At 53.1% G+C, this 25,511-nt stretch carries 26 protein-coding genes and 1 tRNA gene; 8 read left to right on the top strand and 19 right to left on the bottom strand.

Features of this window, described 5'->3' with window-relative positions; all coding sequences use genetic code 11:
- Window positions 1–18: 18 nt before the first annotated feature.
- Complete coding sequence (gene acsA, locus E6C60_RS08025) at window positions 19–1,743, bottom strand: acetate--CoA ligase (protein ID WP_138225384.1); 1,725 nt, start codon at window positions 1,741–1,743, stop codon at window positions 19–21.
- A 278-nt stretch (window positions 1,744–2,021) separates the two neighbouring features.
- On the opposite strand from acsA, the gene E6C60_RS08020 reads away from it, so the two are divergent.
- On the top strand, window positions 2,022–2,654 hold the full coding sequence (locus E6C60_RS08020) for a GNAT family N-acetyltransferase (protein ID WP_138225383.1): 633 nt from the start codon (window positions 2,022–2,024) through the stop codon (window positions 2,652–2,654).
- 85 nt (window positions 2,655–2,739) lie between these two features.
- Here the strand turns inward: E6C60_RS08020 and E6C60_RS08015 are convergent, their stop codons facing one another.
- From E6C60_RS08015 to E6C60_RS08000, 4 genes are all read right to left on the bottom strand, one after another.
- A complete protein-coding gene (locus E6C60_RS08015) occupies window positions 2,740–3,453 on the bottom strand; it encodes a 5'-methylthioadenosine/adenosylhomocysteine nucleosidase (protein ID WP_138225382.1) in 714 nt (237 codons plus the stop codon).
- A gap of 97 nt (window positions 3,454–3,550) precedes the next feature.
- The gene (gene ccpA / locus E6C60_RS08010; RefSeq protein WP_138225381.1) at window positions 3,551–4,561 is read right to left on the bottom strand and encodes a catabolite control protein A; all 1,011 of its coding nucleotides are present in this window, start codon (window positions 4,559–4,561) and stop codon (window positions 3,551–3,553) included.
- 103 nt (window positions 4,562–4,664) lie between these two features.
- The gene (ytxJ, locus tag E6C60_RS08005) at window positions 4,665–5,012 is read right to left on the bottom strand and encodes a bacillithiol system redox-active protein YtxJ (protein ID WP_138225380.1); all 348 of its coding nucleotides are present in this window, start codon (window positions 5,010–5,012) and stop codon (window positions 4,665–4,667) included.
- A gap of 94 nt (window positions 5,013–5,106) precedes the next feature.
- Entirely contained in the window at window positions 5,107–5,553 is a 447-nt protein-coding gene (locus E6C60_RS08000) for a hypothetical protein (protein ID WP_175415246.1), read from the bottom strand.
- A gap of 233 nt (window positions 5,554–5,786) precedes the next feature.
- On the opposite strand from E6C60_RS08000, the gene E6C60_RS07995 reads away from it, so the two are divergent.
- Window positions 5,787–6,311: a type 1 glutamine amidotransferase domain-containing protein gene (locus tag E6C60_RS07995; RefSeq protein ID WP_138225378.1), complete on the top strand. Its 525-nt coding sequence runs from the start codon at window positions 5,787–5,789 to the stop codon at window positions 6,309–6,311.
- Window positions 6,312–6,382: 71 nt separating this feature from the next.
- Here the strand turns inward: E6C60_RS07995 and ptsP are convergent, their stop codons facing one another.
- The 4 genes from ptsP to aroA form a co-directional block, all read right to left on the bottom strand.
- Window positions 6,383–8,110 carry a phosphoenolpyruvate--protein phosphotransferase gene (gene ptsP / locus E6C60_RS07990; protein ID WP_138225377.1) on the bottom strand — a complete coding sequence of 576 codons (1,728 nt, stop codon included), beginning with the start codon at window positions 8,108–8,110 and terminating at the stop codon, window positions 6,383–6,385.
- Window positions 8,107–9,990 carry a glucose PTS transporter subunit IIA gene (locus tag E6C60_RS07985; RefSeq protein WP_138225376.1) on the bottom strand — a complete coding sequence of 628 codons (1,884 nt, stop codon included), beginning with the start codon at window positions 9,988–9,990 and terminating at the stop codon, window positions 8,107–8,109. The genes ptsP and E6C60_RS07985 overlap by 4 nt, the downstream gene beginning before the upstream one ends.
- A 129-nt stretch (window positions 9,991–10,119) precedes the next feature.
- Window positions 10,120–10,542, bottom strand: coding sequence for a CoA-binding protein (locus tag E6C60_RS07980; protein WP_138225375.1), 423 nt, complete (start codon window positions 10,540–10,542; stop codon window positions 10,120–10,122).
- Window positions 10,543–10,599: 57 nt separating this feature from the next.
- Window positions 10,600–11,892: a 3-phosphoshikimate 1-carboxyvinyltransferase gene (aroA, locus tag E6C60_RS07975; protein WP_138225374.1), complete on the bottom strand. Its 1,293-nt coding sequence runs from the start codon at window positions 11,890–11,892 to the stop codon at window positions 10,600–10,602.
- 140 nt (window positions 11,893–12,032) lie between these two features.
- Between aroA and E6C60_RS07970 the strand changes: the two genes are divergently transcribed.
- Window positions 12,033–12,344, top strand: coding sequence for a rhodanese-like domain-containing protein (locus tag E6C60_RS07970; RefSeq protein ID WP_138225373.1), 312 nt, complete (start codon window positions 12,033–12,035; stop codon window positions 12,342–12,344).
- Window positions 12,345–12,420: 76 nt separating this feature from the next.
- Here the strand turns inward: E6C60_RS07970 and E6C60_RS07965 are convergent, their stop codons facing one another.
- On the bottom strand, window positions 12,421–12,936 hold the full coding sequence (locus E6C60_RS07965) for a shikimate kinase (RefSeq protein ID WP_138225372.1): 516 nt from the start codon (window positions 12,934–12,936) through the stop codon (window positions 12,421–12,423).
- A 185-nt stretch (window positions 12,937–13,121) separates the two neighbouring features.
- Here E6C60_RS07965 and E6C60_RS07960 point away from each other — a divergent pair, with 185 nt between their 5' ends.
- On the top strand, window positions 13,122–13,430 hold the full coding sequence (locus E6C60_RS07960) for a hypothetical protein (RefSeq protein WP_138225371.1): 309 nt from the start codon (window positions 13,122–13,124) through the stop codon (window positions 13,428–13,430).
- Here the strand turns inward: E6C60_RS07960 and gndA are convergent.
- Together gndA and E6C60_RS07950 are read right to left on the bottom strand one after the other, a co-directional pair.
- Window positions 13,427–14,836 (bottom strand): NADP-dependent phosphogluconate dehydrogenase, encoded by a 1,410-nt coding sequence (gndA, locus tag E6C60_RS07955; protein WP_138225370.1) that lies wholly within the window; start codon window positions 14,834–14,836, stop codon window positions 13,427–13,429. The genes E6C60_RS07960 and gndA overlap by 4 nt on opposite strands.
- Window positions 14,837–15,048: 212 nt before the next feature.
- A complete protein-coding gene (locus E6C60_RS07950; protein ID WP_138225369.1) occupies window positions 15,049–15,645 on the bottom strand; it encodes a hypothetical protein in 597 nt (198 codons plus the stop codon).
- Window positions 15,646–15,843: 198 nt separating this feature from the next.
- On the opposite strand from E6C60_RS07950, the gene E6C60_RS07945 reads away from it, so the two are divergent.
- Together E6C60_RS07945 and E6C60_RS07940 are read left to right on the top strand one after the other, a co-directional pair.
- A complete protein-coding gene (locus E6C60_RS07945) occupies window positions 15,844–16,467 on the top strand; it encodes a DUF1054 domain-containing protein (RefSeq protein WP_138225368.1) in 624 nt (207 codons plus the stop codon).
- Between the two features lie 207 nt (window positions 16,468–16,674).
- Window positions 16,675–18,150: an aminotransferase class I/II-fold pyridoxal phosphate-dependent enzyme gene (locus E6C60_RS07940; protein WP_138225367.1), complete on the top strand. Its 1,476-nt coding sequence runs from the start codon at window positions 16,675–16,677 to the stop codon at window positions 18,148–18,150.
- A gap of 106 nt (window positions 18,151–18,256) precedes the next feature.
- Here the strand turns inward: E6C60_RS07940 and E6C60_RS07935 are convergent, their stop codons facing one another.
- The gene (locus E6C60_RS07935) at window positions 18,257–18,550 is read right to left on the bottom strand and encodes a DUF1292 domain-containing protein (RefSeq protein ID WP_138225366.1); all 294 of its coding nucleotides are present in this window, start codon (window positions 18,548–18,550) and stop codon (window positions 18,257–18,259) included.
- 134 nt (window positions 18,551–18,684) lie between these two features.
- A complete protein-coding gene (locus E6C60_RS07930) occupies window positions 18,685–19,239 on the bottom strand; it encodes a copper amine oxidase (RefSeq protein ID WP_138227685.1) in 555 nt (184 codons plus the stop codon).
- Window positions 19,240–19,432: 193 nt separating this feature from the next.
- Between E6C60_RS07930 and E6C60_RS07925 the strand changes: the two genes are divergently transcribed.
- On the top strand, window positions 19,433–20,170 hold the full coding sequence (locus tag E6C60_RS07925; RefSeq protein ID WP_138225365.1) for an MBL fold metallo-hydrolase: 738 nt from the start codon (window positions 19,433–19,435) through the stop codon (window positions 20,168–20,170).
- Between the two features lie 121 nt (window positions 20,171–20,291).
- On the opposite strand, the gene E6C60_RS07920 is transcribed toward E6C60_RS07925, so the two are convergent.
- From E6C60_RS07920 to E6C60_RS07910, 3 genes are all read right to left on the bottom strand, one after another.
- On the bottom strand, window positions 20,292–20,735 hold the full coding sequence (locus E6C60_RS07920) for a GNAT family N-acetyltransferase (RefSeq protein WP_138225364.1): 444 nt from the start codon (window positions 20,733–20,735) through the stop codon (window positions 20,292–20,294).
- 297 nt (window positions 20,736–21,032) lie between these two features.
- Complete coding sequence (locus E6C60_RS07915) at window positions 21,033–21,296, bottom strand: hypothetical protein (protein ID WP_138225363.1); 264 nt, start codon at window positions 21,294–21,296, stop codon at window positions 21,033–21,035.
- Window positions 21,297–21,396: 100 nt separating this feature from the next.
- Window positions 21,397–21,468: transfer RNA gene (locus E6C60_RS07910), tRNA-Val, on the bottom strand.
- Between the two features lie 109 nt (window positions 21,469–21,577).
- Between E6C60_RS07910 and E6C60_RS07905 the strand changes: the two genes are divergently transcribed.
- Window positions 21,578–22,105 carry a L,D-transpeptidase gene (locus tag E6C60_RS07905; RefSeq protein ID WP_138225362.1) on the top strand — a complete coding sequence of 176 codons (528 nt, stop codon included), beginning with the start codon at window positions 21,578–21,580 and terminating at the stop codon, window positions 22,103–22,105.
- A 128-nt stretch (window positions 22,106–22,233) separates the two neighbouring features.
- Here the strand turns inward: E6C60_RS07905 and E6C60_RS07900 are convergent, their stop codons facing one another.
- Together E6C60_RS07900 and E6C60_RS07895 are read right to left on the bottom strand one after the other, a co-directional pair.
- Window positions 22,234–22,617, bottom strand: a complete 384-nt coding sequence (locus tag E6C60_RS07900) for a VOC family protein (RefSeq protein ID WP_138225361.1) — start codon at window positions 22,615–22,617, stop codon at window positions 22,234–22,236.
- A gap of 154 nt (window positions 22,618–22,771) precedes the next feature.
- Window positions 22,772–25,510 (bottom strand): alpha-mannosidase, encoded by a 2,739-nt coding sequence (locus E6C60_RS07895; RefSeq protein ID WP_138225360.1) that lies wholly within the window; start codon window positions 25,508–25,510, stop codon window positions 22,772–22,774.
- Window position 25,511: the final 1 nt, after the last annotated feature.

The raw sequence follows: 25,511 nt of genomic DNA, 5'->3' as shown, positions 1-25,511 counted from the left end.
CTCTTGCTAGTCTGTACATTAATCTTCGATCGTGGACAGATCGCCGGTCGGGAGATCCAGCTCCCATGCCTTCAATACCCGCCGCATAATCTTGCCGGAACGGGTCTTCGGCAGCTTATCCTTGAATTCGATCTCTCTCGGTGCAGCATGTGCCGACAGCCCTTCCTTGACGAAGCGATAAATGTCATCCTTGAGCTCCTGGGATGGCTCATAGCCTTCACGCAGCGAGATGAACGCTTTAATAATCTCGCCCCGGGTCACATCCGGCTTCCCGATGACGCCGGCCTCGGCCACCGCCGGGTGCTCTACCAGCTTGCTCTCCACTTCAAAGGGACCAATGCGTTCTCCGGACGAGTTAATAACATCATCAATCCGGCCTTGAAACCAGAAGTAGCCCTCTTCATCCATATACGCCGAATCTCCGGAAATGTACCAACCCGGGATTCGGAAATACTCCTCATACTTCGCCGGATTGTTCCAGATCTGCCGCATCATAGATGGCCAAGGAGTCTGAATGGCCAGATTGCCCATCGTGTTCGGCGGAACCTCCCGGCCCTGATCATCCAGTATCGCAGCCTTGACACCTGGAATCGGACGTCCCATAGAGCCAGGCTTAATGGCCATCCCCGGATAATTGCAAATGAGCTGCCCACCGGTCTCGGTCATCCACCAGGTATCGTGAATCCGCTGTCCATACGCCTTATGTCCCCAGCGGACAACCTCCGGATTGAGCGGCTCTCCCACCGACAAGACATGGCGCAGATGACTCAGGTCATATTCGCTGATCATATCTGAGCCGGCTCCCATCAGCATTCGGAAGGCCGTCGGTGCACTGTACCATACCGTTACCTTGTTCTTAGCCAAGGTGTTGTACCAATCCTGGGGACTGAAGCGTCCGCCGCGGATCACATTGGTCACGCCATTTAACCAAGGTGCAAAAATCCCGTAAGAAGTGCCTGTAACCCATCCAGGGTCAGCGGTGCACCAGTACACATCATCCTCCCGCAGATCCAGAACAACCTTGCCGGTATAATAATGCTGAATCATAGCATTCTGTACGTGATATACTCCCTTCGGCTTGCCCGTTGAGCCGGAGGTATAATGCATAATCATGCCGTCTTCCCGATCCAGCCATTCAATCTGAAGGTCGGTTGAGGCCTGCTCCATCTCCTTCTGATAGTTTAGCAGCCCTTCACCCTCTGGAATGTCCTCTCCCACCAGAATCAGATGCTTGAGCAGCGGCAGCTCCTCCCGCTTGACTCGTGGCAGCAAGGCTGGTGTTGTGATCAACGCAACCGCTCCACTGTCCTCCAGGCGGTCCTTGACAGCGGTCTCCATAAAGGCCTCAAACAGCGGACCTACCACAGCCCCTACCTTCAGCGTGCCCAGCAGACTAACATAAAGCTCCGGACTGCGCGGCATAAAAATAAACACGCGGTCTCCCTTGCCAATACCGTATTTACGCAGCACATTGCCGAACTTGTCGGATTGCTCCTTCATCTGTGCGAAGGTGACGGCTTCTTCTCTGCTGCTATCGCTGTACAGGAGCGCAGTTTTGTCCCCAAGGCCTTCTGCTACATGGCGGTCTATGGCTTCATAAGCCATGTTCACCTTCCCGGTATCATACCAGGTGAAATGGCTCTCAATTTCTTTCCACGAAAATCGCTCTACAGCCTGTTCATAGTGACTCAGATTGGAATGGGTAACCTCACTAGCTAGTACTTCCTTGTGCGTGTGATTCATGTTGCATCCTCCTCATCGTTAAATCATAATAGCAATGACTTACTTTCAAGTGGACAGCGCTTACAAAACACCAAGCAAGCGCGGATTACACAAAGCATTGAACAGCATCATTTCCGTACCCATGGCTTGATTAGAACTGCCGTGGAAGTCAATATGTTTATTTGTGAAGGTTTTATGTCGAGGAAAATTATATCATACCTGTCGTTTTCGTGTCATTGCTTTTCATTTTTTTATTTTTTTGCTATAAGTAGGGTAGGTACCCGAAAGGAGCGTACTAGATGGAGCATCCCAAGCTGTTCAAGTCTCATCTCTTGTATCCGGAAGATCGCCGTATAAAGGTGGAGGGTCCGATTCCTGCACAGGCTCTGGCCGATTTGAGCATGCATCCTCACCTGGATGCCTTCCGCCGCCCTGCCGATCAGCATGAAGCGCTGATTGAGATCGCCGGACTTCCCGAAGGCCGGATTATTGCAGCTATTGATAACGATACCATTGTAGGATATGTAACCTTCCACTATCCGGACGAGCTGGAACGCTGGTCACAAGGCAATATGGAAGATCTGATAGAATTAGGAGCCATCGAGGTGGCGGATGATTACCGCAGCCTGGGTCTCGGCCAGCACCTGATCAAGACCGCCTTCGAGGACGGCCAGCTGGAAGCCTATATAGTGTTTACGACGGAATACTATTGGCACTGGGACCTGCAGGGCAGCGGACTGAACGTCTGGGATTACCGCAAAATGATGGAGCGCCTCATGAAGGTGGTTGATATGGAGTGGTATGCCACTGACGATCCCGAAATTTGCTCCCATCCGGCTAATTGTCTCATGGTTCGCATTGGCAGCAAGGTTCCACTCTCGTCGAAGGAGCAGTTTGACCGCATTCGTTTTCAGCAGCGCATTATGTATTGAAGCTTGATCCCCCACAAACATCATAAAGCCTCCTCGACCCGAATGTACCTGGGCGAAGGAGGCTTTTTCATAGCGTCTTGTATGTTTACTGCACCGTACCCAGCTGACTCAGCATGCGGCTCACAATCCTGTGAGAACGCCGGGAGGAAGCCACTGTAAATTCGGCAAAATTCACATGGGCCGAGCCATCTGCCTTATCCGACATGGAGCGAATCACAACAAACGGCACCCCGTTCATATAACAGGCCTGGGCCACAGCCGAGCCTTCCATCTCTGCGCAAGCGCCCTGAAGCTCGCCATAGAGCAGCTCAACCGTCTCTCGGCTTGCAATGAACTGATCCCCCGAGAGCACGCGGCCAATCTTGTAGCTGACATCCTCCAGCGTCTGGCACGCGGCCTCTGCCAAGGACACCAGCTCCTTGTCTGCTGGAAAATCAGAAACCTCCTGATACGGGATGACTCCTCTCTGGAAGCCTAGCGGTGTCACATCCATATCATGCTGCATGCAGGAGGAAGAAATAACGATATCGCCAATATTAAGCTCCGGGTCCAGGGCTCCGGCCACGCCTGTAAAGAGGATCTGAGAGACCCCGAAGCTGTCAATCAGCACCTGGGTCGTAATCGCAGCATTGACTTTACCGACGCCGGATTTGCAGACCACGACCTCTTTCCCCTGTAAAGCACCCTTCACATATGTAATTCCTGCCTTCACAACTCTCTGACTGCACTCCATCTCATTAAGCAGCAATTCAATCTCTTCATCCATCGCGCCAATCAGGCCGACTGTATGGCTCTTCATCTACTTACAGCTCCTTCACAACGAATTATAGTTATCCAATCGAAAAAGCCCCGGAAAGGGGCTCTCTCGCTATATTGATTGCACTTCATGCTTAGTCTTAGTCGTTCACGTGACTCACGGACAAACGCAGAATCGTCTCATGCGGCAAAATGACGCGCGGATTCTCTACATTCTCCTTCTTCATCAGCTTCGTCAGCAGCCGCATAGCTACCGCGCCCAGGTCGTACATCGGCTGAGCCACTGTGGTCAGCTGAGGACGAACCATGGAGGCCATTCGAATGTTGTCTACGCTCATAATCGAGAAGTCATCCGGTACCTTGAGCCCTTCATCCTGGATGCTGTGGATCGCACCAATGCCCATCTCGTCTGTAGCAGCGAAGATCGCAGTTGGCTTCTTCTTCAAGCCCAGGAAATACTTCATGGCTTCCACACCGGACTCATACCGGTAATTGCCGATTCGTACCAGGTCCTCCTGATACTCGATACCAGCTGCCTCAAGCGCCTTCTTATATCCCTGGAAGCGGGCATAGCCGTTCGCCGGATCCTGCAAGGTACCGCTGATCATTGCAACCTCGCGATGACCATGACGAATCAGTGTGCTGACCGCATCAAAGGCCGCCTGCTCATGATCGATATCAACCGAAGGATACGAGCCCTTCTCGTCACTGGTTGCGCAGAGCACGATGGGAACAGCAGAGGTCTGGAACGCCTGGATATGCTCATCTGTAACCGTTCCGCCCATGAAGAGCAGTCCATCCACCTGCTTCTCCAGCAGTGTATTAATAACACGGATTTCCTTCTCTTTCCGCTTGTCCGCATTACACAGAATAATATTATAGTGATACATATTGGCGATATCTTCAATCCCGCGGGCAATCTCGGCAAAGATCGAGTTCGAGATGTCCGGAATGACCACACCTACCGTGGTGGTCTTCTTGCTGGCAAGGCCTCTTGCCACCGCATTCGGACGATATCCCAATCTCTCTATTGCTTCATAAACCTTCTTCCGGGTCTGTGGCTTCACATTGGGGTTGTTGTTCACAACCCTCGACACTGTGGCCATGGATACGCCTGCTTCGCGCGCCACATCATAAATGGTTACCGTCAAATTCCTTCTCTCCATTGCCAATAAATTTTCAAAAAAACGTTCGCCTAATAATTACATTTATGATACGACAAAATACGGCTTTGTGCAATGTCAAGCCCTTACATTACAGGCTCTTCAGCTTGCTGTCCAGCTCGCCTGCCGTGATTTGATAGTGCGATGTATGCCATACCGGCTGGCCGTCTTGAACCACAATCACCTGCGGCGATTCATGTCTCACGCCCAGTCTCTCCGCCGCTTCATTCGACACCGCCCGGTCAGCAATCACATCAATCATCATGTATTCAAAGCCTTCCTGAGGCTCCCCTTTCAAATAGGCCAGAACCTGATCGTAAGCAGCTGCACTGATCGGGCAGCGGGTACTGTGCTTGAACAGAAGCAGCGCCCGGTCGGAGGTACGCTCTATCGCAGCCTGCAGTTGATCTCTTGAAGTCATTTTTGTCATCGTCGCCATCGGATATACCTTCCCTCCATATTTTGAAGTTCCTACTCTATATCCTAACAAAACGATCGTGAAAAATCCAACAAACTCGACACCATGCGACAAATCAGCTCGCGTAAATATCTGAAGACGGCTGAATCGACTTCAGAAAGACCGTCATAGCCTCCAGGCGTTCGTTGATGTCTGCCATCCAGTCACCATCGCCCTCGCTTTTGGCGAATCGGTATAGGTCCAGAAGCATATTAATATGTTCCCCGATCAGATCCTTGCATTTCTCGGGCAGCTGGAAGCTGTCTTCCAGAGGTCCTGAGAGAATCTCTTTCAGCAGGGCAGCCGGCTCATAAAGGTCCGTCAGCGAGATTTCACCGCCGCTTTGCCCTGCTTTCACTGAGGTCACGTAATTGACAACCTCCTGCTTGATGCACGGCAAGAGCTCATAGACTCCGCAATCCTCGCAAACATTCACGGGAACGTGAGTAATACTTTCTTTTTTGGAGAAAAACAGTGTTCTCAGGTTTAATTCCATCATTTGTCCACAAGTACATTTCTTCAACAATGGGGCCACCTCTGATTCCGTCATGAATGTCGTTACCGGGTCCTTATTCTCATAGTACTATTCTACTATCATAACAAAAATCCTTTCAGAATCCTTGAATAAATCAAATTATGCTTTATTTACCATCCCTGATTTTAAGGGTCCGATTTAGTTTGTTATACTTATAGAGTCTGTTAAAGAATGAGACGTTGAATCTAAAACCCTGAGATCTTGAAAGGAGACCTGCTGTAATGAGATTGACCGGTAAAAAAGTGATTGCACTGCTCGATGAAGAATTTGAAGATCTGGAGTTGTGGTATCCCGTGTACAGAGTTCGGGAGGAAGGTGCAGAGGTGCATCTTGCCGGATTGGAGAAAGGAAAGACCTATATCGGCAAATACGGTGTGCCGGCAACGGCAGAATACGCTTTTGACGAGCTCGACAGCAAGGATTATGACGGCATTCTGGTGCCAGGCGGATGGGCGCCGGACAAGCTTCGCCGCTATGATCAGGTGCTTCAGCTGGTACGCCAGATGGATACCGACCGCAAGCCGATCGGTCAGATCTGCCACGCTGGCTGGGTGCTGATCTCCGCCAAAATATTACAGGGGGTTACTGTAACGTCGACTCCCGGTATTCGCGATGATATGGAGAACGCCGGAGCAACGTGGGTGGATGAGCCGGTCATCACGGACGGACATATCGTTTCTGCGCGCCGGCCAGCCGACCTGCCTCCATACGGCCAAGCCTTCTGCGATGCGCTGGCCAAAGTCTGAGTGCACTTCAGCCGCAACAGGCCTGTCCCGAGAAATTCGGGACAGGCCTGTTGCTTGTATGCCTATGAAATTTATGAAGGCTGAGCCAGCGCAAACCGGCTGAGGCGATCCTCGATATCTGTACTGGAGCTCAGCGTAAAGCAGGCTTTGGCTTCCTGCTGAGCTGATGCGGCAGCCGTATTCAGGATGCGGTGCTTCACCCGAAGCAGGGACAGCGGAGACATACTGAGCTGATTGACACCCAGCTCCAGCCATAACGGAATGGCCCGTTCATCCCCAGCCAGCTCTCCGCAGACGCTGACCGGAATACCCGCTTCCTTCGCCGCGTCCACTGTTGTGCGCAGCATGCGCAGCACAGCCGGATGAAACGGCTGGTACATGGATGCAATCTGCTCATTCATCCGGTCCACAGCCAGTACGTACTGCACCAGATCATTGGTGCCAATGCTGAAGAAATCGCATTCCTTGGCCAGCATATCGGCAATCATGGCCGCCGCCGGCACCTCGATCATAATGCCCGCCTCAATATCCCGATCATACGGAATGCCTCTTCCGTCTAGCTCTTCCATGCACTGCTTCAGCACGGCATTGGCCTGCTTCAGCTCATCCACGGAGGAAATCATAGGATACAGAATTTTCATCTGGCCATGCTTGCTTGCCCGCAGGATGGCTCTTAATTGGGTGTGCAGCAGCTCTGTCCGGTCCAGCGTGATCCGGATTCCGCGGTAGCCCAGAACCGGGTTCTCTTCCTCTGCCAGTGGAAAATATTCCAGCTGCTTGTCTCCCCCAATATCGAGGGTCCGGATGACGACCGGTGCCCCTGCCATTCTCTCGGCGGCCTGGCGATAAATCTGAAACTGCTCCTCTTCGGTCGGAAAATCCTGCCGGTCCATATACAGAAACTCCGTCCGGAACAGACCTACGCCGTCCGCACCATGATGCAGGGCCGTGTCCAGCTCCTTCAGCGAGTTCATGTTGGCTGCCAGCCGGAAGCTGAAGCCATCCTTGGTGACCGCATCCACCGAGGAGAGCAGCTGAAGCTGCTCTTTCTTTTGCAGCTGCTGTTCACGCAGGCTTCGATAGTGCTCAATGACCTCGGTGTCCGGATTCACGTACAGGCATCCCTTTTCTCCATCCAGTGCAAGGTAGTCTCCGGTCTGAATCGGCTTCTCGAGCCGATTCTCCACACCCGAAACGAGCGGAATCCCGATGGCCCGCGCCATAATAGCGGAATGCGAGGTCTTCCCTCCTGCCATCGTTACGATTCCGAGCACGTGAGATGGATTCAAATGCGCCAGCTGCGATGGAGACAGCTCCTTCGCTACGAGAATATAGGGCTGGGTATCAGAGGGAAGCGTGACCTCTGGCGCCCCCAGCAAATGCTTGAGCAGACGATTGCCGACGTCCTTGATGTCCATGGCCCGCTCTTTCATATATTCATCATCCAGGAGATCAAACATCGTGACAAAGTGGTCAATGGCTTCCTTGACTGCGACTTCTGCCGCCTTGTACTGACGTTCGATCAAGCCCTGAATTTCATTCATAAATACCGGATCTTCCAGAATCGCCAGATGCGCATCAAAAATATGCGATTCCTCATCGCCGACCATTTCCTTAAACTCATTCTTGATATATTCGATTTCGTTCTTGGACGTCCGGATGCCCTCATACAGCCGTTCAAACTCTCTCGCCAAATCAACAGCGTCCTTCTGGGACTCCGGCAGATCGAGCTCCCAGTGCGGAAGCACAAAGGCCTTCCCGAACGCAACACCAGCTGCTGCGCCAATACCTTGAATCATTTCTCTCTACCCCCAGGATTGCTTTCATTTAACACCACCGATAGTACCGAGGTCTGCCCTTTCTTCACTGATTTGAAGGGTGCATAGCTCCAGGACTTGACCTTGTCGGGGTTCGTAATGACCATAGGTGTCGCCAGCGATGCGGCGTGCGTCTTGAGATAGCCCAGGTCAAACCTCACCAGCAGCTGGCCGGGCTCAACCTCGTCGCCCTCCTTCACTACAGCCTGGAACGGTCCCTTCAGCTGCGAAGTGTCAATGCCGATATGAATGAGCACCTCCAGCCCCTCCGGTGTGGCGATGCCCACTGCATGCATCGTTGGGTACACATGCATCACGGTTCCGAAGACGGGCGACACCAGCTCTCCCTTATCCGGGATAAACGCGACGCCGTTGCCCACGAGCTTGGCGGCAAATATATCGTCCGGAACGTCTTCAATCGGCAGCATCCGGCCCTGGACCGGCGCGCTGAACAGCACGCGCGGCAGATCCCGCTGCATCAGCTTGTTAATCTCTTCCCGAATCAGCTCGGAGTACGTACCGAAGACGACCTGCACATTGCCTCCGCCAAGCTTAATCAATCCGGCAGAGCCGAGCAGCTTCAGCGCATTGGCATCAATCTGGCGGTCATTGTACACCGTCAGCCGCAGGCGCGTCATGCAGGACTCCACCTGGACGATGTTGTCCTTGCCGCCCAGCGCCTCCAGAATAAGCGGAGCCTGATACGGAATGTTGCCGGCCCAGCCCTCCAGAGCGGACCCTTCCTCCCGGCCCGGCGTTGGAATGCCGAAGGTGCGGATCGCCCAACGGAACAGGAAGTAATACACCAGTCCATATGCCAGGCCGATCGGAATGAGCATCCAGGCATTTTGCGACAGGTGGAAGTTAATGACGAAATCAATAAAGCCTGCAGAGTAGGAGAAGCCGTGGTGGATGTTCAGCATATAGGTAAGCACCATGGCAAAGCCTGCCATCAGCGCATGCACGATATACAGATACGGTGAAGCAAAGAGAAAAGCGAATTCAATCTGCTCCGATACCCCGGTCAAAAAGCATACCAGTGCAGAGCGCATGAACGTCTTTTTCACCTTGGGCTTCAGATCCTCTCGCGCTTCCTGAATGATGGCAAAAGCTATTGCCGGCAGAGCAAACATCATAATCGGAAACAGCCCGGCCATAAAGTCACCCGCCGTCGGATCGCCGGCAAAAAACCGGGGCAAATCCCCTTGCACCACCGTCCCGTCCGGCGTCTCATACGTGCCTAACTGAAACCAGTACACATTGTTGAGGAGATGATGAAGCCCGAATGCGGCGAGCACCCGGTATAAAATACCGTACAGAAACAAGCCGAAGCCGCCCAGATGCACGGTCAGCTCATAAAATGACTCCATGCCTCCCTGTATCCTTGGCGCCAGCCCGACCATCCCCCAGGCAAACAGTGCCGAGAACAGTCCCATAATGAGAAGAACAAACCGCGACCCTCCAAAAAACTGAATCGCCTCCGGCAGCTTGATATGCTTAAACCGGTTATACACCAGGCTGGATACTAATCCAAAAATAATTCCGATCAGCGTCGAGGGCTGAATCTCCCCATCTCCTGCTGTGCCCGTCACCTGATCATAAATAAACATGCCTGCCAGCGCTGCCAGTCCTGCGGGACCGCCCTGATTGGACAATCCCCAAGCGACGCCAATAGCAAACAAATACGGCATGTAATAAAACACGCCATGGCCGGCCGCGGTAGCAATCGTGCCCAGGGATTCCGCACCCCAGGCTGCCCACGGCAGGCTTCCGAACGACAGCAGGAGAGCTGCCGCGGGCAGCGCCATGGTGGGAAGCATAACCGCCCGCCCCAGCTGCTGTAAAGAGCCCAACCAATTCAAGGCAAGCCCTCCTTTCTAACTTAGATGGTAAGCGCTGCTCCGGCTTTTGTCAAAAGGGTTTGCTGCAGGCAAAAAGAAGACAGGTCCTACGTCTGCATAGGACCTGTCTTCTCTCGCGCCAGGCAGCGCTTATGACCTTCCCCCGGTGATGGCATCCTCGACCTTGATGCAGCGGTCCATAATGACCGTCATCCCGTTCTCCTGCGCGATCCGGGCTGCTTCTTCGCTCCAGATGCCCTGCTGAAGCCACAGCACCTTGGCGCCGATCGCTGCCGCTTCCTGAGCCACTTCAGCGCAGTACTCACTTCTGCGAAACACGTTGACGATGTCTACGGGCTCCTTAATGTCTGCCAGAGAAGGATAGCAGGTTTCTCCGAGGATGTGCTCCGCGCCGGGATTCACCGGAATGATCCGGTACCCCCGGCTTTGCATGGCCATCGACACCAGATGCGAGGTTCGATCCGGCTTGTCAGACAAGCCAACAACAGCGATGCTGCCCGCATTAGCAAGTATATTGCCAATCTCTTCCCGGGCTGGATTCTGAAATGCCACGTGTCATCCCGCCTTTCTTGCGCTCAGGCTGAGGCCTTCGCGTCCGTCGTTACGTTATTATTCTACCCATTCTACATTTGCGCCAAGCGCCTTGAGATGGTCGAAATACTGGGGATACGATTTGGCCACATGATGTGCATCCTTGATTCTCAGCGGCTGGCTTGCACGGAGGCCGACCACGGTCAGTGCCATAATGACGCGATGATCATAATGCGCATTGATCTCCACTCCGCCTTCCACGCCCTCCGGCCGGCCATGGACGATGATTTCCGACTGCCGTTCTTCGACACGGGCACCGGCTTTGGTAAGCTCGGCCAAATAATCCGTGATGCGGTCACATTCTTTGTAGCGAAGATTCTCTACATTGTAGAAACGGGACGTCCCTTCAGCAAAAACAGCTGCCGCCACCATAGCCAGCACGGCATCCGTTGCGGTATCGCCGTCAAACTCCAAGCCTTGAAGCCGGCCATTGCCCTGTACGCGTACATCGTTATTCTCATGCGTCAGCGGAACCTGCATAGCCTTCAGCACATCAATAATGGCGCGCTCTCCCTGCTTGCTGTCCGGCGACAGATTGCGAATCGTCACATCCGACTGAGTGACCGCGGCGGCCGCCAGCACGGCGGCCGAACCCGGGTAGTCGCCCTGCACAGTATACGTCTTCGCCTGGTACGCTTGTCCGCCAGGTACACGGAACTTGCTGTAATCCTCACTCGCTTGAATCACAATTCCTGCCTGCTCCAGCACCTCCAGCGTCTGGCCGATGACTACCTTGGACTTCAGATCACCGGTCACGGTAATCTCGCTATCGCCCTCAAGCAGCGGAGTCAGGAACAGCAAGGAGCTTAAATACTGCGAGCTGACCTCGCCAGACACCGTAATCGAACCGCCCTGCGGCTTGCCGCCGCGGATGGTCATCGGCAGCCGGCCCCCGTGATGCTCAACCTCAACCCCCAGCTGACCTAAAGCGTCAATCAGGTCATCATGAGGACGCTTGCCCAAAGAATCCGGATACGTATTCACAAAATGTACTTCTTCGGTCAGTGCCGCAATTCCCATCAAGAAGCGAAGAACTGCTCCTGCGTTACCTACATTCAGCTCCTTCACGTTCTTGGGATGCTTGCCGAAGCCGGTAATGACCGCTTTCTCTTCATCCTCTTCAAGAACAGCCCCCAGATCCTGAATACAGCGTCTCATCGCGTCGCTGTCCTCACTGCGGGCCGGGTAATAAATGGTGCTTGTTCCTTCTGCCAGTGCGGCTACGAGCAGATAGCGGGTCGTATAGTTTTTGGAGGACAAGGCTCCAATAGAACCGCTCAATGCAGCGGTCGGTCTCACAATAACGTCCATGTTATGTAATCTCTCCTTTTGACAATAATAGTACAGGTTATAAAGGTGGCACAAGACAGGAAATTGACAGGCAAAACGCAGCTTCGGTATCATAGAACAAGCAAATAACAGACCCATTAGAGAAAAGAGGTTCTTTGAATATGAGTTCTATTCCCCAGATTACTCCCTCCGAGCTGCGCAGCCGCTTGGACAATGGAGAGAAGCTTTACATGATTGATGTCCGCGAGGACGATGAAGTAGCACAGGGCATGATTCCCGGTGCGAAGCATATTCCCATGGGTGAAATCCCGGACCGAATCCAGGAAATTCCGGCTGATCAGGAAGTGATCTTCATCTGCCGCAGCGGCGGCCGCAGCCAGCGCGTATGCGATTACCTGAGCCAGCAAGGACTGGACAAGCTGGTTAATATGCAGGGCGGCATGCTGGAGTGGAACGCCGACGACAACGAATAGGGCGCGGCTACCCCAATGAATTACGCAAGGCAGGAATCTCTGGATTCCTGTCTTTTGTTATACGCTCGTATGCATCTTAAACGCGGTAATGCATTAAAATCTGCCGGCCTGCCTCTTCAGCGGAAATCCCAGTCGTATCCACCGTCACATCCGCAAACCGGTAGCAGTCTTTCCGCTCTTCCAGGATCGTTCTAACCTTTAGCTCCAAGTCTCCTCCCGCCAGCAATGGCCTTCCCTGATCTTCCCGCACGCGTTCCACAATGCTCTCCGCCCCGGCGGTCAATGCTGCAACCCAGCCCTGGCGCTTCATCAATTCACAGTTGCTCTCTGAAAGCACAGCCCCGCCTCCGGTTGCAATGACCCGCTTGCTGCAGGACAGCACCTTCGCAAGGACGGCCGACTCCAGATCCCGAAATGCCGGCTCTCCATCCTCAGCGAATAGATCAGGAATACGCTTCCCGGCGGCCACTTCAATCTCATGATCCAGATCGACAAACTCATAACCCAGCTGTTCCGCGATCCAGCGGCCTGCGGTGCTTTTGCCAGTGCCCATCATCCCGATCAGGACGATGCTGATGTTACGCTGCTCCATAGGCTCCCCCCATCTGTTAGTCTAGCAGTTTCAAGTTTTTCATTATCATACCATAGGGCCAAAAGACTGGACAATGACCTCCGCATCTAGTTTTATACCGAGCAGGAAGTCTATCTTTCCTCGTATTGTCATATACCTAATAGCAGTAGCACTAGATTCGCTCAGAGTCAGGAGTGATTAAGAGTATGAATGAACCAGAATCTGCAGGTCCACTGGGACCGTCGAGGCGACTGAACCTTATTCAGAAGCCCACACATCCTCTATGCCGCGAAGACATCATGTGGGTGCTGCATTATGCGCATAAAAAAGTGACTTCGCTCGATCCTGCAGCGCAGGAGCTTACGAAGTCACAGTTACTGCAAAGCTATTCAGGCTATTGCCGGGCGGTCCTGCTGCTCATGGACAGCCGCGGAGCGATCCACACCTGCAGTGAGGAAATCCGCGCCTGTCTGGCTGACATCCTGAACGGCCTTAGCACTGAAAGCTGGTCTTAGTCCATCCAGTTGAAGTGGAATACGCCTTCCTTGTCCACACGCTTGAACGTGTGAGCGCCGAAGTAATCCCGCTGCGCCTGAAGCAGGTTCGCAGGCAGGTTCGCAGAGCGGTAGCTGTCGTAGTACGCCAGCGCACTGGAGAAGCCCGGCACCGGAATACCCATGGATACAGCAGATGCTACCACTTTACGCCAAGCGCTTTGGTAGTTCTCGATGATGTCCTTGAAGAACGGATCCAGCAGCAGGTTGTTCAGCTGTGGGTCGTTATTGTAGGCATCTGTGATGTTCTGAAGGAAACGGGAACGGATGATGCAGCCGCCGCGCCAGATTTTGGCCAGCTCGCCGTATTGCAGATCCCAGTTGTACTCGTCCGAAGCCGCACGCAGCTGGGCAAAGCCCTGTGCGTAGGATACGATCTTGGAGGCAAACAGAGCTTTGCGGACATTTTCCACAAATTCAGCTTTGTCTCCGGAGAACTTCTCGGCCTGAGGACCGCTCAGAATCTGGCTCGCCTGAACACGCTCTTCTTTCATCGCGGACAGGAAGCGGGAGAATACAGACTCCGTGATCATGGACAAAGGCACGCCCAGGTCCAGGGAGCTCTGGCTTGTCCATTTGCCGGTGCCCTTCTGTCCGGCCGTATCCAGAATGAGGTCAACCATCGGCTTGCCGGTTTCCTCATCATATTTGGAGAAAATGTCAGCGGTGATCTCGATCAGGTAGCTGTCGAGCTCGCCCTTGTTCCATTCCGTGAAGATTTCATGAAGCTCCGGAGCTTCCATGCCCAGTACATCCTTCAGCAGCTGGTAAGCTTCGCAGATCAGCTGCATATCGCCGTACTCGATGCCGTTGTGGACCATCTTCACATAATGTCCTGCGCCGTCCGGCCCGATATATGTACAGCAAGGCTCGTCGTTTACTTTTGCAGAAATAGCCGTAAGGATCGGCTCTACCAGCTCATAAGCGCTCTTCTGTCCGCCTGGCATGATGGAAGGCCCCTTCAGTGCTCCTTCTTCGCCGCCGGATACGCCGGCTCCGATATAACGGAAGCCCTTCGCTTCCAGCTCCTTGTTGCGGCGAACGGTATCCGGGAAGTAGGCGTTGCCGCCGTCGATAATAATATCGCCCTGATCCAGGTGAGGCAGCAGCTGCTCAATTGTAGCGTCAGTAGCTTGTCCTGCCTGTACCATAATAAGAATACGGCGCGGAGTTTCCAGCGACTCCACAAATTCCTCCACAGAGAAGGTCCCTGTCAGGTTCTTGCCTTCCGCTTCCTTCAGCAGGTCCTCCGTCTTTTGCGGGGAACGGTTATATACGGAAACCGTGAAGCCTCTGCTCTCAATATTAAGAGCCAAATTCTTGCCCATTACAGCAAGGCCAATGACACCAATCTGTTGCTTTGCCATTTGTTGGTTCTCCATCCTTTGCTCTAAATTTGTAGTCTCACAGTGCCGATTCATACACCGTTTTGTTTACAACACTCTTATATTAACGTTTTTCTGCGGAGAAGTGAACCCCTGCTGCCAAAGGCCGCGCGAAAACACCCCTGGTGACCGGAGGTGTTTTTCGTGTATTCATATTTGATGGATCATACGCATAGGCTTAACGCAGTTCAGAATTACCATTCCAGCCGGAACAGCTCCAAAGCAAGCTCCTCCAGCTTTTGCCTGCAGTCTGCCGCCGCTTTAGCATCCCCGGATTGAAGGGCATTATACAGCTTCTCAAGCTCGTCGTCCGTCTCCAGTCTGCAGAGCAGCAGCCGCTGCTCACCTTCCCTGGACTCGAACATCCGGATCATCTCCTGCTCCGTCATGGGAGTGCCTTTTTGATACAAGACTCGCTGGCGGTAGCCGGAGATCTCGACCAGGCGGATGACTTCTCCGAATAAAATATTCTCAATGAGGATTTGCCGATCCTTGAATCGCTTCACAACGGCGTGGCCGCGAGTGTTCTCAATCAGCTTCTCCATCCACTCCGACAGCTTGGGGTCCTTGATCATGTAATCCCCGACCAGCTTAAAGCCGCTTCCTGTCCGCTGGAATTTCAGCTTCACGAGCTTCCTTCCGGTGCGGATCGAAATGACAAACTGGGCTTCATTCTCACTCCAGTAAAGCGAATACCCCTCCTGAATCAAATCCTTGATCAGCTCCTGGATATGCCGGCGTTCAAACCGGAGCTCCAGATTGCAATACTCTACTTCCTCGCTCTTATTCACGGCACTCCCTCCTTGGTACTCCTGCGCTTTGTCCATTTGCGGGTGCGGCCCTTATCATGTCTTACGATTTTGACGAAAGTCTTATCTATATCTTATACTTCATCTTATGTAACGGTACCTTGGTTTATTGACTATTTTTGAGCCGTTCTTAGAGGACTTCAACGTTTCACCACTAATATACAGGAAGGCTGTTGACGTATGAGCTTTACCGGATTTGATGCAAAAGATTTTGATGTATTTACTGTTCCCGGCCTGGAGGCCCGGATGGATGCGCTAATTGAAAACGTGCGCCCGAAGCTTGAAGCCCTTGGCGCAGAGCTCGCGCCTTTCGTATCGGCAATCTGCGGGGAGGAAATGTTCGTTCATGTGGCGAAGCATGCCCGGCGCACTGTCAATCCCCCTGTGGACACCTGGGTGGCCTGGGCGGCAGGGAAGCGGGGATATAAGGCGCTGCCGCATTTTGAAGTGGGCATGTTCGAGTCCCACGTGTTTGTCATTTTCGCGATTATTTACGAGAGCCCGAACAAAACGGTGTTTGCCGGGCACCTGGAGCAGCAGCTGCCGGAGATCCGCAAGCAGCTGCCACAGAGCTTTTACTGGTCCACCGATCATATGAAGCCTGAAGGCACCCCGCATGAGCAAATGGACAGCGAGGCATTCGCCGAGCTCATCCGGAAGCTGAAGCAGGTGAAGAAGGCGGAGGTGATGTGCGGGCTGCGCATCCCTCGGGAGGAGGCCTCCCGAATGAACGGCGAGGAGCTGTCCGGTGTGATTCAGAACACCTTCGAAACGTTACTGCCGCTGTACAGGCTGTCTTTCTAAATGTAGACATGCCGGGCTTGCATCCTTGCGAGCCCGGCTTTTGATTGATATTCAAGGCAGACGCCAATACTGTTACTGGGGGACAAGGACTGCAGCGAGCTCGGTCGGGGCACCACGCCTCCAAAAGCTTTGCTTGCATTCCCCCCCTATTTTGCTATACTCAATTTTGTTTAAATCTCTAGATACAGAAAGGTTGTGACAGCTTCCATGGACCATAGCGTAACACCGCTCTTTACCGCACTGAAGGAGCATGCGGGAAACAATCCGGTTCAGTTTCACATTCCAGGACATAAGAAGGGCCTGGGAACCGATCAAGAATTTCGGGCGTTTATCGGCGATAATGCCCTTTCCATAGATTTAATTAATATCGCTCCCCTCGATGATCTTCATCAGCCGACAGGCGTCATCGAGCAGGCGCAGAAGCTTGCCGCCGATGCATTTGGCGCAGACTACACCTTTTTCAGTGTCCAGGGCACGAGCGGTGCCATCATGACGATGATTATGTCCGTCTGCTCTCCCGGGGACAAAATTATCGTGCCGCGCAATGTGCATAAATCGGTGCTGTCCGCGATCATTTTCAGCGGGGCCAAGCCGGTGTTTGTGTCTCCGGCACAGGATCATAATGTGGGCATTGACCACGGCATTACGATCAGCTCGGTCCGCAAGGCTCTGAAGCGTCATCCTGACGCCAAAGCGGTGCTCGTCATCAACCCGACGTATTTCGGTGTCAGCGCGGATCTCAAGGAGATTGTGGATCTGGCGCACAGCTATCATATTCCCGTGCTGGTTGATGAAGCCCACGGGGTGCTTATTCATTTTCACGAGGACCTGCCGATGTCTGCCATGCAGGCCGGCGCCGATATGGCGGCAACCAGTGTCCACAAGCTGGGCGGCTCCATGACGCAGAGCTCCGTGCTGAATGTAAATACCAAGAACGGGTACATTAATCCGTTCCGGGTTCAGACCATTATCAGTATGCTGACGACGACCTCAACCTCGTACATTCTGCTGGCTTCCCTGGATACCTCCAGACGCAACCTGGCGCTGCACGGACGAGAGATGGCTTCCAGAGCGATTGAGATGGCCCAGCATGCCCGCCGCTCCATCAATGAGATTGAAGGTCTTTACTGCTTCGGAGACGATATTCTGGGCGGAGAGGCCACCTACAGCCTTGATCCTACCAAGGTCACGATCCATGTCCGCCATCTGGGAATTACCGGCTATGAAACAGAGAACTGGCTCAGGGAGAAATACAACATTGAGGTGGAGCTCAGTGATATGTACAATATCCTGTGCCTGATTACGCCGGGTGACACGCCGAATACGGTAGAGACGCTCATTACGGCTTTGAAAGAGCTGTCTCAGGAGCATCACAATCGGAATGAAATTAACGAGCTGATCGTCAAGGTGCCGGAGATTCCCCAGCTCTCACTCATTCCGCGCGACGCCTTCTACGGGGATACCGAGGTCATTCCGTTTAAAGAATCTGCTGGCCGGATTATTGCCGAATTCATTTATGTGTATCCGCCGGGAATCCCGATCCTCCTCCCTGGAGAGGTCATTTCCCAGGACAACATCGATTACATCACAGATCACGTTGATGTCGGGCTGCCGGTAAAAGGTCCGGAGGATCGCAGCATTCAGAACGTCAAGGTCATTATTGAGGCCGATGCAATCTTCTAATTGACACTCATCTTTGCCGGATGCAGGCGCGACGCCTTGCACGTAATACAAACAAACAGCGGTGCTCAGGATCATCTCCCGAGCACCGCTGTTTAGTTTGCAAGCCCTATTCCTGAGCGGCAACGAGCTCGTTATAAGCCTCTTCTACCGCGTTCCATTCGTCTTCATCTTCAATGTTATAGAGAACCATTTCCTCGTCCTCTTCTTCCATACGCAGGATCACGCCGTCTGCTCCCGGATTGTTGCGCTCCAGCAGAAGAGCGTACAGCTTCTCGCCCACGTCGAACGTTTCCACCAGAACCATTTCCATTTCCTTGCCCTGTTCATCGGTCAAGGTCAGTACGAATTCCTCGGCGTCTTGGTCATGATCATGGTCATGTCCATGTGTGTGATCACTCATTGAATGTTAAACCTCACTTCAATTAAATTATCAATCCTTGGTATGGTAACACGGAAGCCGGGACCAGGTCAATTTCAGGCAGAGCCCCGCTTGATCACTGCGAGGTCCATCGGGTGAACCTACAATGATCGGGCTTATTTCAGCACAGTAATGATTTTTTCGGCAACCTTTTCATAGCCCGAGCTTCCCGTCAGCTTGACATAGAAGCCTACCGAATATTTGCCGACGGTATCGAAATCGTACGTAAAGTCATAGGTTCGAAACCAGAAATTATCCTTGCCCTGCAGGTTGCTCTGAGACTGAATATCCTTGATGCTGCCTGAAGGATCTTCAATCGCTACCTTGACGGACTCCACATCATCATGCACGGAATCCACCTGGCTGAACACGTTAAACTTTAATTTGCCCCGGTTCACGTTCCCGAATGCCGTATCTCCCTTGAACAGAAAGATATGTACATTCGGCTTCACGACCTGTACCTTGCCGGCACTTTTATCCCAGTCTGAGGCTGCATTCATATCCCGCAGCGGCACATAAATCTTATTATCAATCAGATAGGCACCATCTTTCAGCTCCCGACCGTTCATCAACACCCGGATCTTGTCCTGAATCGAATCTGCAAACAACAGCGTGCTTCCGCTCATTAACGTGATGACCAGAGCTGCGGCTGTGATTTTTTTCCAACCCAGCTTTACCCTCATGTCCATTAATCCCCTCCATTGATTCTCGCTGATACATGTGTATACTACACGACAAAAAGTAAAGTTGCGGAGAACCACATAATTTATGTGTATTTTCCCGGGAATGGTGCAGAAGACGCTGATTAGGTACAATATCAGTATGTCCAATCGCATGAAATGGATAAGAAGGAGGAGGATTCCATTGACCTTGAAATTGCAAATGCTAGGTACCGGCAGCGCTTTTTCCCGAAAGTATTTCAACAATAATGCATTGATCTTTGATGAGAACTTTACACTCATGGTCGACTGCGGCGTCACCGCACCTACGGCCCTCCATCAGCTGGGACGCTCCTGGGACTCTATTGATGCCGTGCTAATCACGCACACCCACGCCGATCATGTAGGAGGACTGGAGGAGCTCGCGTTCCAGATGAAAATGAGATACCAGCGTAAAATCCCGCTGTACCTTGCAGAGCCTCTGGCAGGCCCGCTGTGGGAACACACCCTGAAAGGCGGTCTGTACCAGGAAAAATATATTGAATCGCTGGAGGATGTGTTCACCGTCATTCCGCTGCCGGTAGGGACCCCTGCCGATCTCTCGCCCGGCATCACCGTGGAGCTGATTCATACCCGGCATATCCCCGGAAGGGACAGCTATTCCTTGTATCTCAATGGCCGCGTCTTTTACAGTGCCGATATGACCTTTGATCCCCAGCTGCTGCACCAGCTGGTCACGGAGCGCCGCTGCGATACGATTCTGCACGAGTGTCAGCTGGAGGGAGAAGGACAGGTGCATACCACGCTTTCCGAGCTGCTGAGCCTGCCGGAGGAGCTGCAGTCCAACATCCATCTCATGCATTATGCCGACAACATGGAGCAGTTCCGCAACTCCACCGGCCCGATGAAGTTTCTGGAGCAGCACCGCGTGTATGAGCTGTAGCGGCTGACTGGCTACAATCCACTAAGGCAAGAAAAGCCTGCCCTCCTCGTTAGGAGGGCAGGCTTTTCTTCGGTTTCACGTCAGGCTCCTGATGCAGCACGCATGCAGTCTTGACAAGACCCTATAGCTCCTTCACCATGCGTACATGCGGAATTCCGGCATCATCGAAAGGCTCGGTAGAGGTGGTAGTATAGCCCAGCTTGGCATAGAAGCCTTCCGCTTGACACTGGGCATCCAGTACGGAGGATTCCAGCTTCAGCTCCCGCGCTGCATTTTCCATAGCCAGCACGAGCACCCGGCCGAGCCCCTGGGTACGGAATTTCTGCCGTACAGCAATTCGCTGCATTTTGGCTGCATCCTTGTTGTAACGAATGACGCGTCCGGCTGCGGCAAACTCCCCGTCATATTTAATCAGGATATGCTGGGCTTCAGCCTCCAGGTTGTCGTATTCATCAATCTCCAGGTCCTCAGGAACCTTCTGCTCCTCCACGAACACTTCCTTGCGGATTGTGAGCGCAGCCCTGAGCTCTTCCTCTGTCGATACATTAATGATTTCTGCTGCCATGTTCTGCACCTCTTTCACGCCCTGCTTGTTCTATTAGCGGTCATTATAAATGTCTGTGTATACAGCTGAACCATTATACAAAACAATTGATTTTCTGTATAGTGAAAGGAACAGCTTCATTGAAGGAGGAGATATTTATGGGTCTTGGAGGCACGATTCTGGCTGCGGTTGTCATCGCCGTGATCCTGATTGTTCCGATGTTTTACACCATCAAAAAAGGCTACTCCCGGAAATGGGACGAAGAATAGCTTCACCATTCCTCGTCCTTTCTCATTCGTACAGAGTGCCTTCATATCATTATCGTCCCTGCAGCGCGCTTGACGGCTTCAGCGTCGGCTCCTGAATCAGCCGCTCCCCTCTCCCGCCGGACGGGTACACGTCCTCACGTACCGAACGCTCATACACATCCTTATGCACCGGTGACGACGGAGCCTCCAGCAGCGGCAGCGTGTCCGCCCTGCTTGGAATATTGCACCCGGCCAGAAGCAGCATGCAGCCCAGCGCTATGACTGTACCGGCTTTGCGAGCCGACAAGCTGTCGTCTTTATTCTTCAACATCATCCCTCCTGCTCACGCTACCTGCTAAGGCTAGCATTGACTAGTAAAGGGAATTTTATAAACAAAAAAAACCTTGATTTCTCAAGGTTTCCTTCTCTTCATATAGGACGGACGGGGATCGAACCCGTGACCCCTACCCTGTCAAGATAGTGCTCTCCCGCTGAGCTACCGTCCTTCAATAAAATATATAATAGCATGTTCGCTATCTATAAAGCAATATATTTTTTTGAGGGCACCATTCATTTCTTCACGCATATACTGGAGGGCGAAAGAGGTGAGTGCTCATGCTACGGCTATGGTATTACAGTCTGATCTGGGCTCTGCTCCTGGCTGCAGGAGTACCCGGTGTTTCCAGCGGCTTCGCTGCAGCAGAGGCTGCAGAAGCGTCTGCTGCTCCGAAGCTAAGCAGTACTTATGCGCTGCACGAGCAGTTCATCCTGATCGAGAAATCGACCAACACACTGACGTACTTCGAAAAGGGAAAGGCGGTGAAAAGCTTTAAGGTCGCCACTGGAAAGAAGCCATCCTTCACCCCAGAGGGCTTGTTCTTGATTCACGAGAAGGTGAAGAACCGCCCCTACTACAAAGAGAAGATCAAGGGTGGAGCCCCTGACAATCCGCTCGGTGCGCGCTGGCTCGGCCTGAATGTCAAAATAAACGGCAAGCTCAGCTACGCCTACGCCATCCACGGCACGAACAGTCCCTCCTCCATCGGCACATATTCATCCGCAGGCTGTATTCGAATGCATAATGAAGATGTCATCTGGCTGTATGACACGGTGAAGATGAATACTCCTGTACTTATAAGATAAATACTTTCCCATCTTCGGAAATCGGAAAAGACTGCAGCAGCGGAGCACGACATGATCGCCTTGTACTCCAGCTGCTGACCGTCCTGCTCCTATAGAAGCCGCAAAGAAACGCGTCGCTGGCGCGCTGCCTATGAGCCGTAAGGCGCACCAAACTCCAGAATGTTCCGATCGGGATCCAGCACATAAATCTGAGCAAAGCCGGCCACACTGTCCGGCCGAGCTTCATAAGGGATGCCCTGCTCCTCCAGCCATGCTTTTGTGTCAGAGTGACTCTTGACCCAGAATGCAAAATGGCCGTCTACCGTATCAATCCCCCGCTCCCTTAATGTATCTCCGCCTGGATGCTCCAGCAAATGCAGCTGCTGATCTCCGACCGCATACCAGACTCCAGTGGAATTAAAGGGAGGCCGGGGAATCTCCTGCAGCATCAGCTTCTCTGAATAAAAGGCCCTGGCGATGTCCAAGCTTCGGACGGCCAGGCTGACATGATGTAATCCGTTGAAATGAATCATTTCTTGTCCTCCATGGATCATTGTATTCCTTTTCATTATAGCGAATTACAGGGGCGCTGTCCTTGTCCAGTGAGGGTGCAGTTACGTCCCCTTCATCCCACATAAAGAGGGCCGCCTCTCGGAGAATGCATTCTCCTGAAAGGCAGCCCTGTTTTTACTTCGAAGAAGCCTGAACACCAACCGTCACAATCTCATACGGCTTAACCGTCAGCTGCAGCGGCTGTGTGCTGCTGAAGACCTGCTGCTCTTCCTGCTTCTGCTCCAAAATCGTCGTTTTGTACGCAGCAGCTTCTGCAAGCGCGGTGCCAAGCTCCAGCTCTGCGGCTTCGCCGCCCAGGTTGAACCAGCGAAGCATCCAATCCCCGGAATCCCGGTTCATCTTCAAGGAAGAGAACGCCAGCTGCGGATGCTCCCAGGTAAACATGGAATAGCTGGCTGGCAGCTTTCCTTCATGGACCCCGGTCTGAACCGCTGCCCATGGCACCTGGAACTGGTAAGCCTGCGCAAAAGCACCGTCCTGAATGCCGCTGCCCTGATGTGGAATGACCTCCAGATGGACGGTGGACTCCCCGATGCATTGAGCTTCCGGCGTCGGGAAGTAGCCCCAGTCGCCCAGCTCGCCTACGGCGCGAAGCAGCGTAACGGCAATCGTATTGCGGCCGTCCCGCAGCACTTCATATTCGTTAAGGCCCAGGTTCGCTACCGTCAGGCCGGCACTCTCACCGCTGACATCCACGAAGGCCTGCTGATGTGCTGTATTGCTTGGATTCTCCCACTCTGCTGCCGGCTCGTTGCTGCGCTCCGCCACCTCAAACATAGAGTCCGCCCGGTGAACCGCAGTCTGCAGATCTGTCGGGAACCACACACGCAAGCGATGATCCTTACTCTGATTATTGAAGGTAACCGACATTTGCACGCCTTTAGCGTCACGCTCCAGTGTAATCACCGTCTTCAGCTTCAGCGTAATGGTCTCACTTGCACGCTGTGCTTTCCGCTCCGGATAATAGATGAGCTCAATCTGCTCCTGCAGCAGCTTGTCATCCGCCGATACCGGTATATCCCACTCATGCATCACTTGAAGGGAAGCACGGAACGGACTATCCTCAACGACCGTAATTTGTGCTTCAAGCCCTTTTGTACTCAGAGCTTCTTCCCCTTCCGGCTGCTTGAACATATATTCGTTACCAATGTCGCCTGTGTTCTCAAATATCCCTTGATCACGGTATACCTGTCCACTCAGCTTATCGGTCAGGGTAAAGGAGCCGTCTGCATTCAGCTCGACCTTCAAGGCATCATTCTCCATGATCCGGTCGCTGCGGAATAGCGAGCTGTCATGAGACGAGGCGGCTGCGCCTTTGACCAGCGCCAGCGTTTGATAGCCCAGTGCCGGTACATTGGCGGCGTAAAGGGTAACCTTCACCCGGCGGCACATATACGGCTGACGGAAGCGGTCATCCGGCAGATCATAGCCGAATTGCAGCCCCAGATCCTCCAGCGTAAAGAGAACCGGCCGTCCTTGCTCGTCCACAACCGTCATCCCGGAAAGATCTACCTGCTTCATGCGCTCTGCGGTTTCCTTCAAAGAATAGCCATCGCGGAAATAGAGCCGCTCGGCATCCAGCGTTACCGTCACGGTACCGGTTCTCTTCCAGCCTGTGGTGTTAAAGACGACGAATGGCACCGCGCCCTCACCCCATTGGGAGAATGCCGAGGTATCAATGACGTTCGCGATCGCGGCCTTGCTGTCGTCCGCGATATTCTCCGCTACATGGCGGCTCTTCTCGAAGCGGGTCACCATCTCGCGGTGCACCTCATCGACACTGCAGCCGCAAATGCTGTCATGCGGATGATTCTGCATCAGTGTCTTCCACGCATAGGTAAACAGATGATGCGGATATTCTTGTCCTGCCAGGCTTGCCATAGAAGCGAGCGGCTCCGCTACCTTCTCCAGCATGCTCTGTCCGGTCTGGTTCATCTGCTTCAGATATACCCGGGCGGAGGCTGTATTTACCAAGGTCCCCCAGCCGTCGGTACGCTGGCTGCGCAGCTCGCCTTCTACGGTGGACAGCTCTTGGCCCAGATGCTGCCGCAGCTCATCCAGATACTGATCAAAGGTAGAGTGTACAAATTCCGTATCATGATACAGCTTGCCCGCCGTCTGGATCGCTTCCGGCAGATCGGTCTGGATCGGCTGATGGTCACAGCCGTTCATGTATAGCAGCTGACCCGTCGATGCATATTTCTCCGCATCTGCCAGCTTTCTTTCCCAGTAAGCCTTCGCTTCCTCTTCATCTGCCGGCACCTCATTACCGTTGCTGTACCAGTTGGCAAACAGAATTCCGAGTACCTTCGAGCCGTCCGGACCCTGCCAGGTCAGCTCGGAGAAGGAGGATTCATAGCCGCCGTCCGATACGGTATTATTGAATCCGGTAGGCTTGACGCCGCGCCCGAAGAACGCGTTGTCGATGCCGGACTGCACCATCAGCTGCGGCGTTTGGCCGGCTAAGCCGAAGGTATCTGGAAAGTATCCGATTTTGGACACTGTACCGTATTTAGCCGCATCCTCATGGCCAATCTGCATATTCCGCACGTTCGCTTCACTGCTTGTCAGAAATGCATCCTGCAAAATATACCATGGACCGATCTGAATGCGGCCGTCATGAATGAGCTGATCCAGCTGCTCTTTTTTCTCCGGCCGCACCTGCAGGTAGTCATCCAGAATAATCGTCTGGCCGTCCAGGAAAAAGTACCGGTATTCCGGTTCCTTTTCCATGGTCTCCAGCAGGGTATCCATCAGCTCGATCAGACGAACGTGATGCTTCTCATAAGGCAAGTACCACTCTCTGTCCCAGTGGGTATGCGAAATAATATGTGCTTTTCTGGACTGCGTCATT

It is taken from the genome of Paenibacillus algicola, from assembly GCF_005577435.1.
Lineage (GTDB): Bacteria > Bacillota > Bacilli > Paenibacillales > Paenibacillaceae > Paenibacillus_AQ > Paenibacillus_AQ algicola.
Note: the sequence above shows the minus strand (reverse complement) of the source record. Positions and strands in the feature narration are given on the sequence as shown.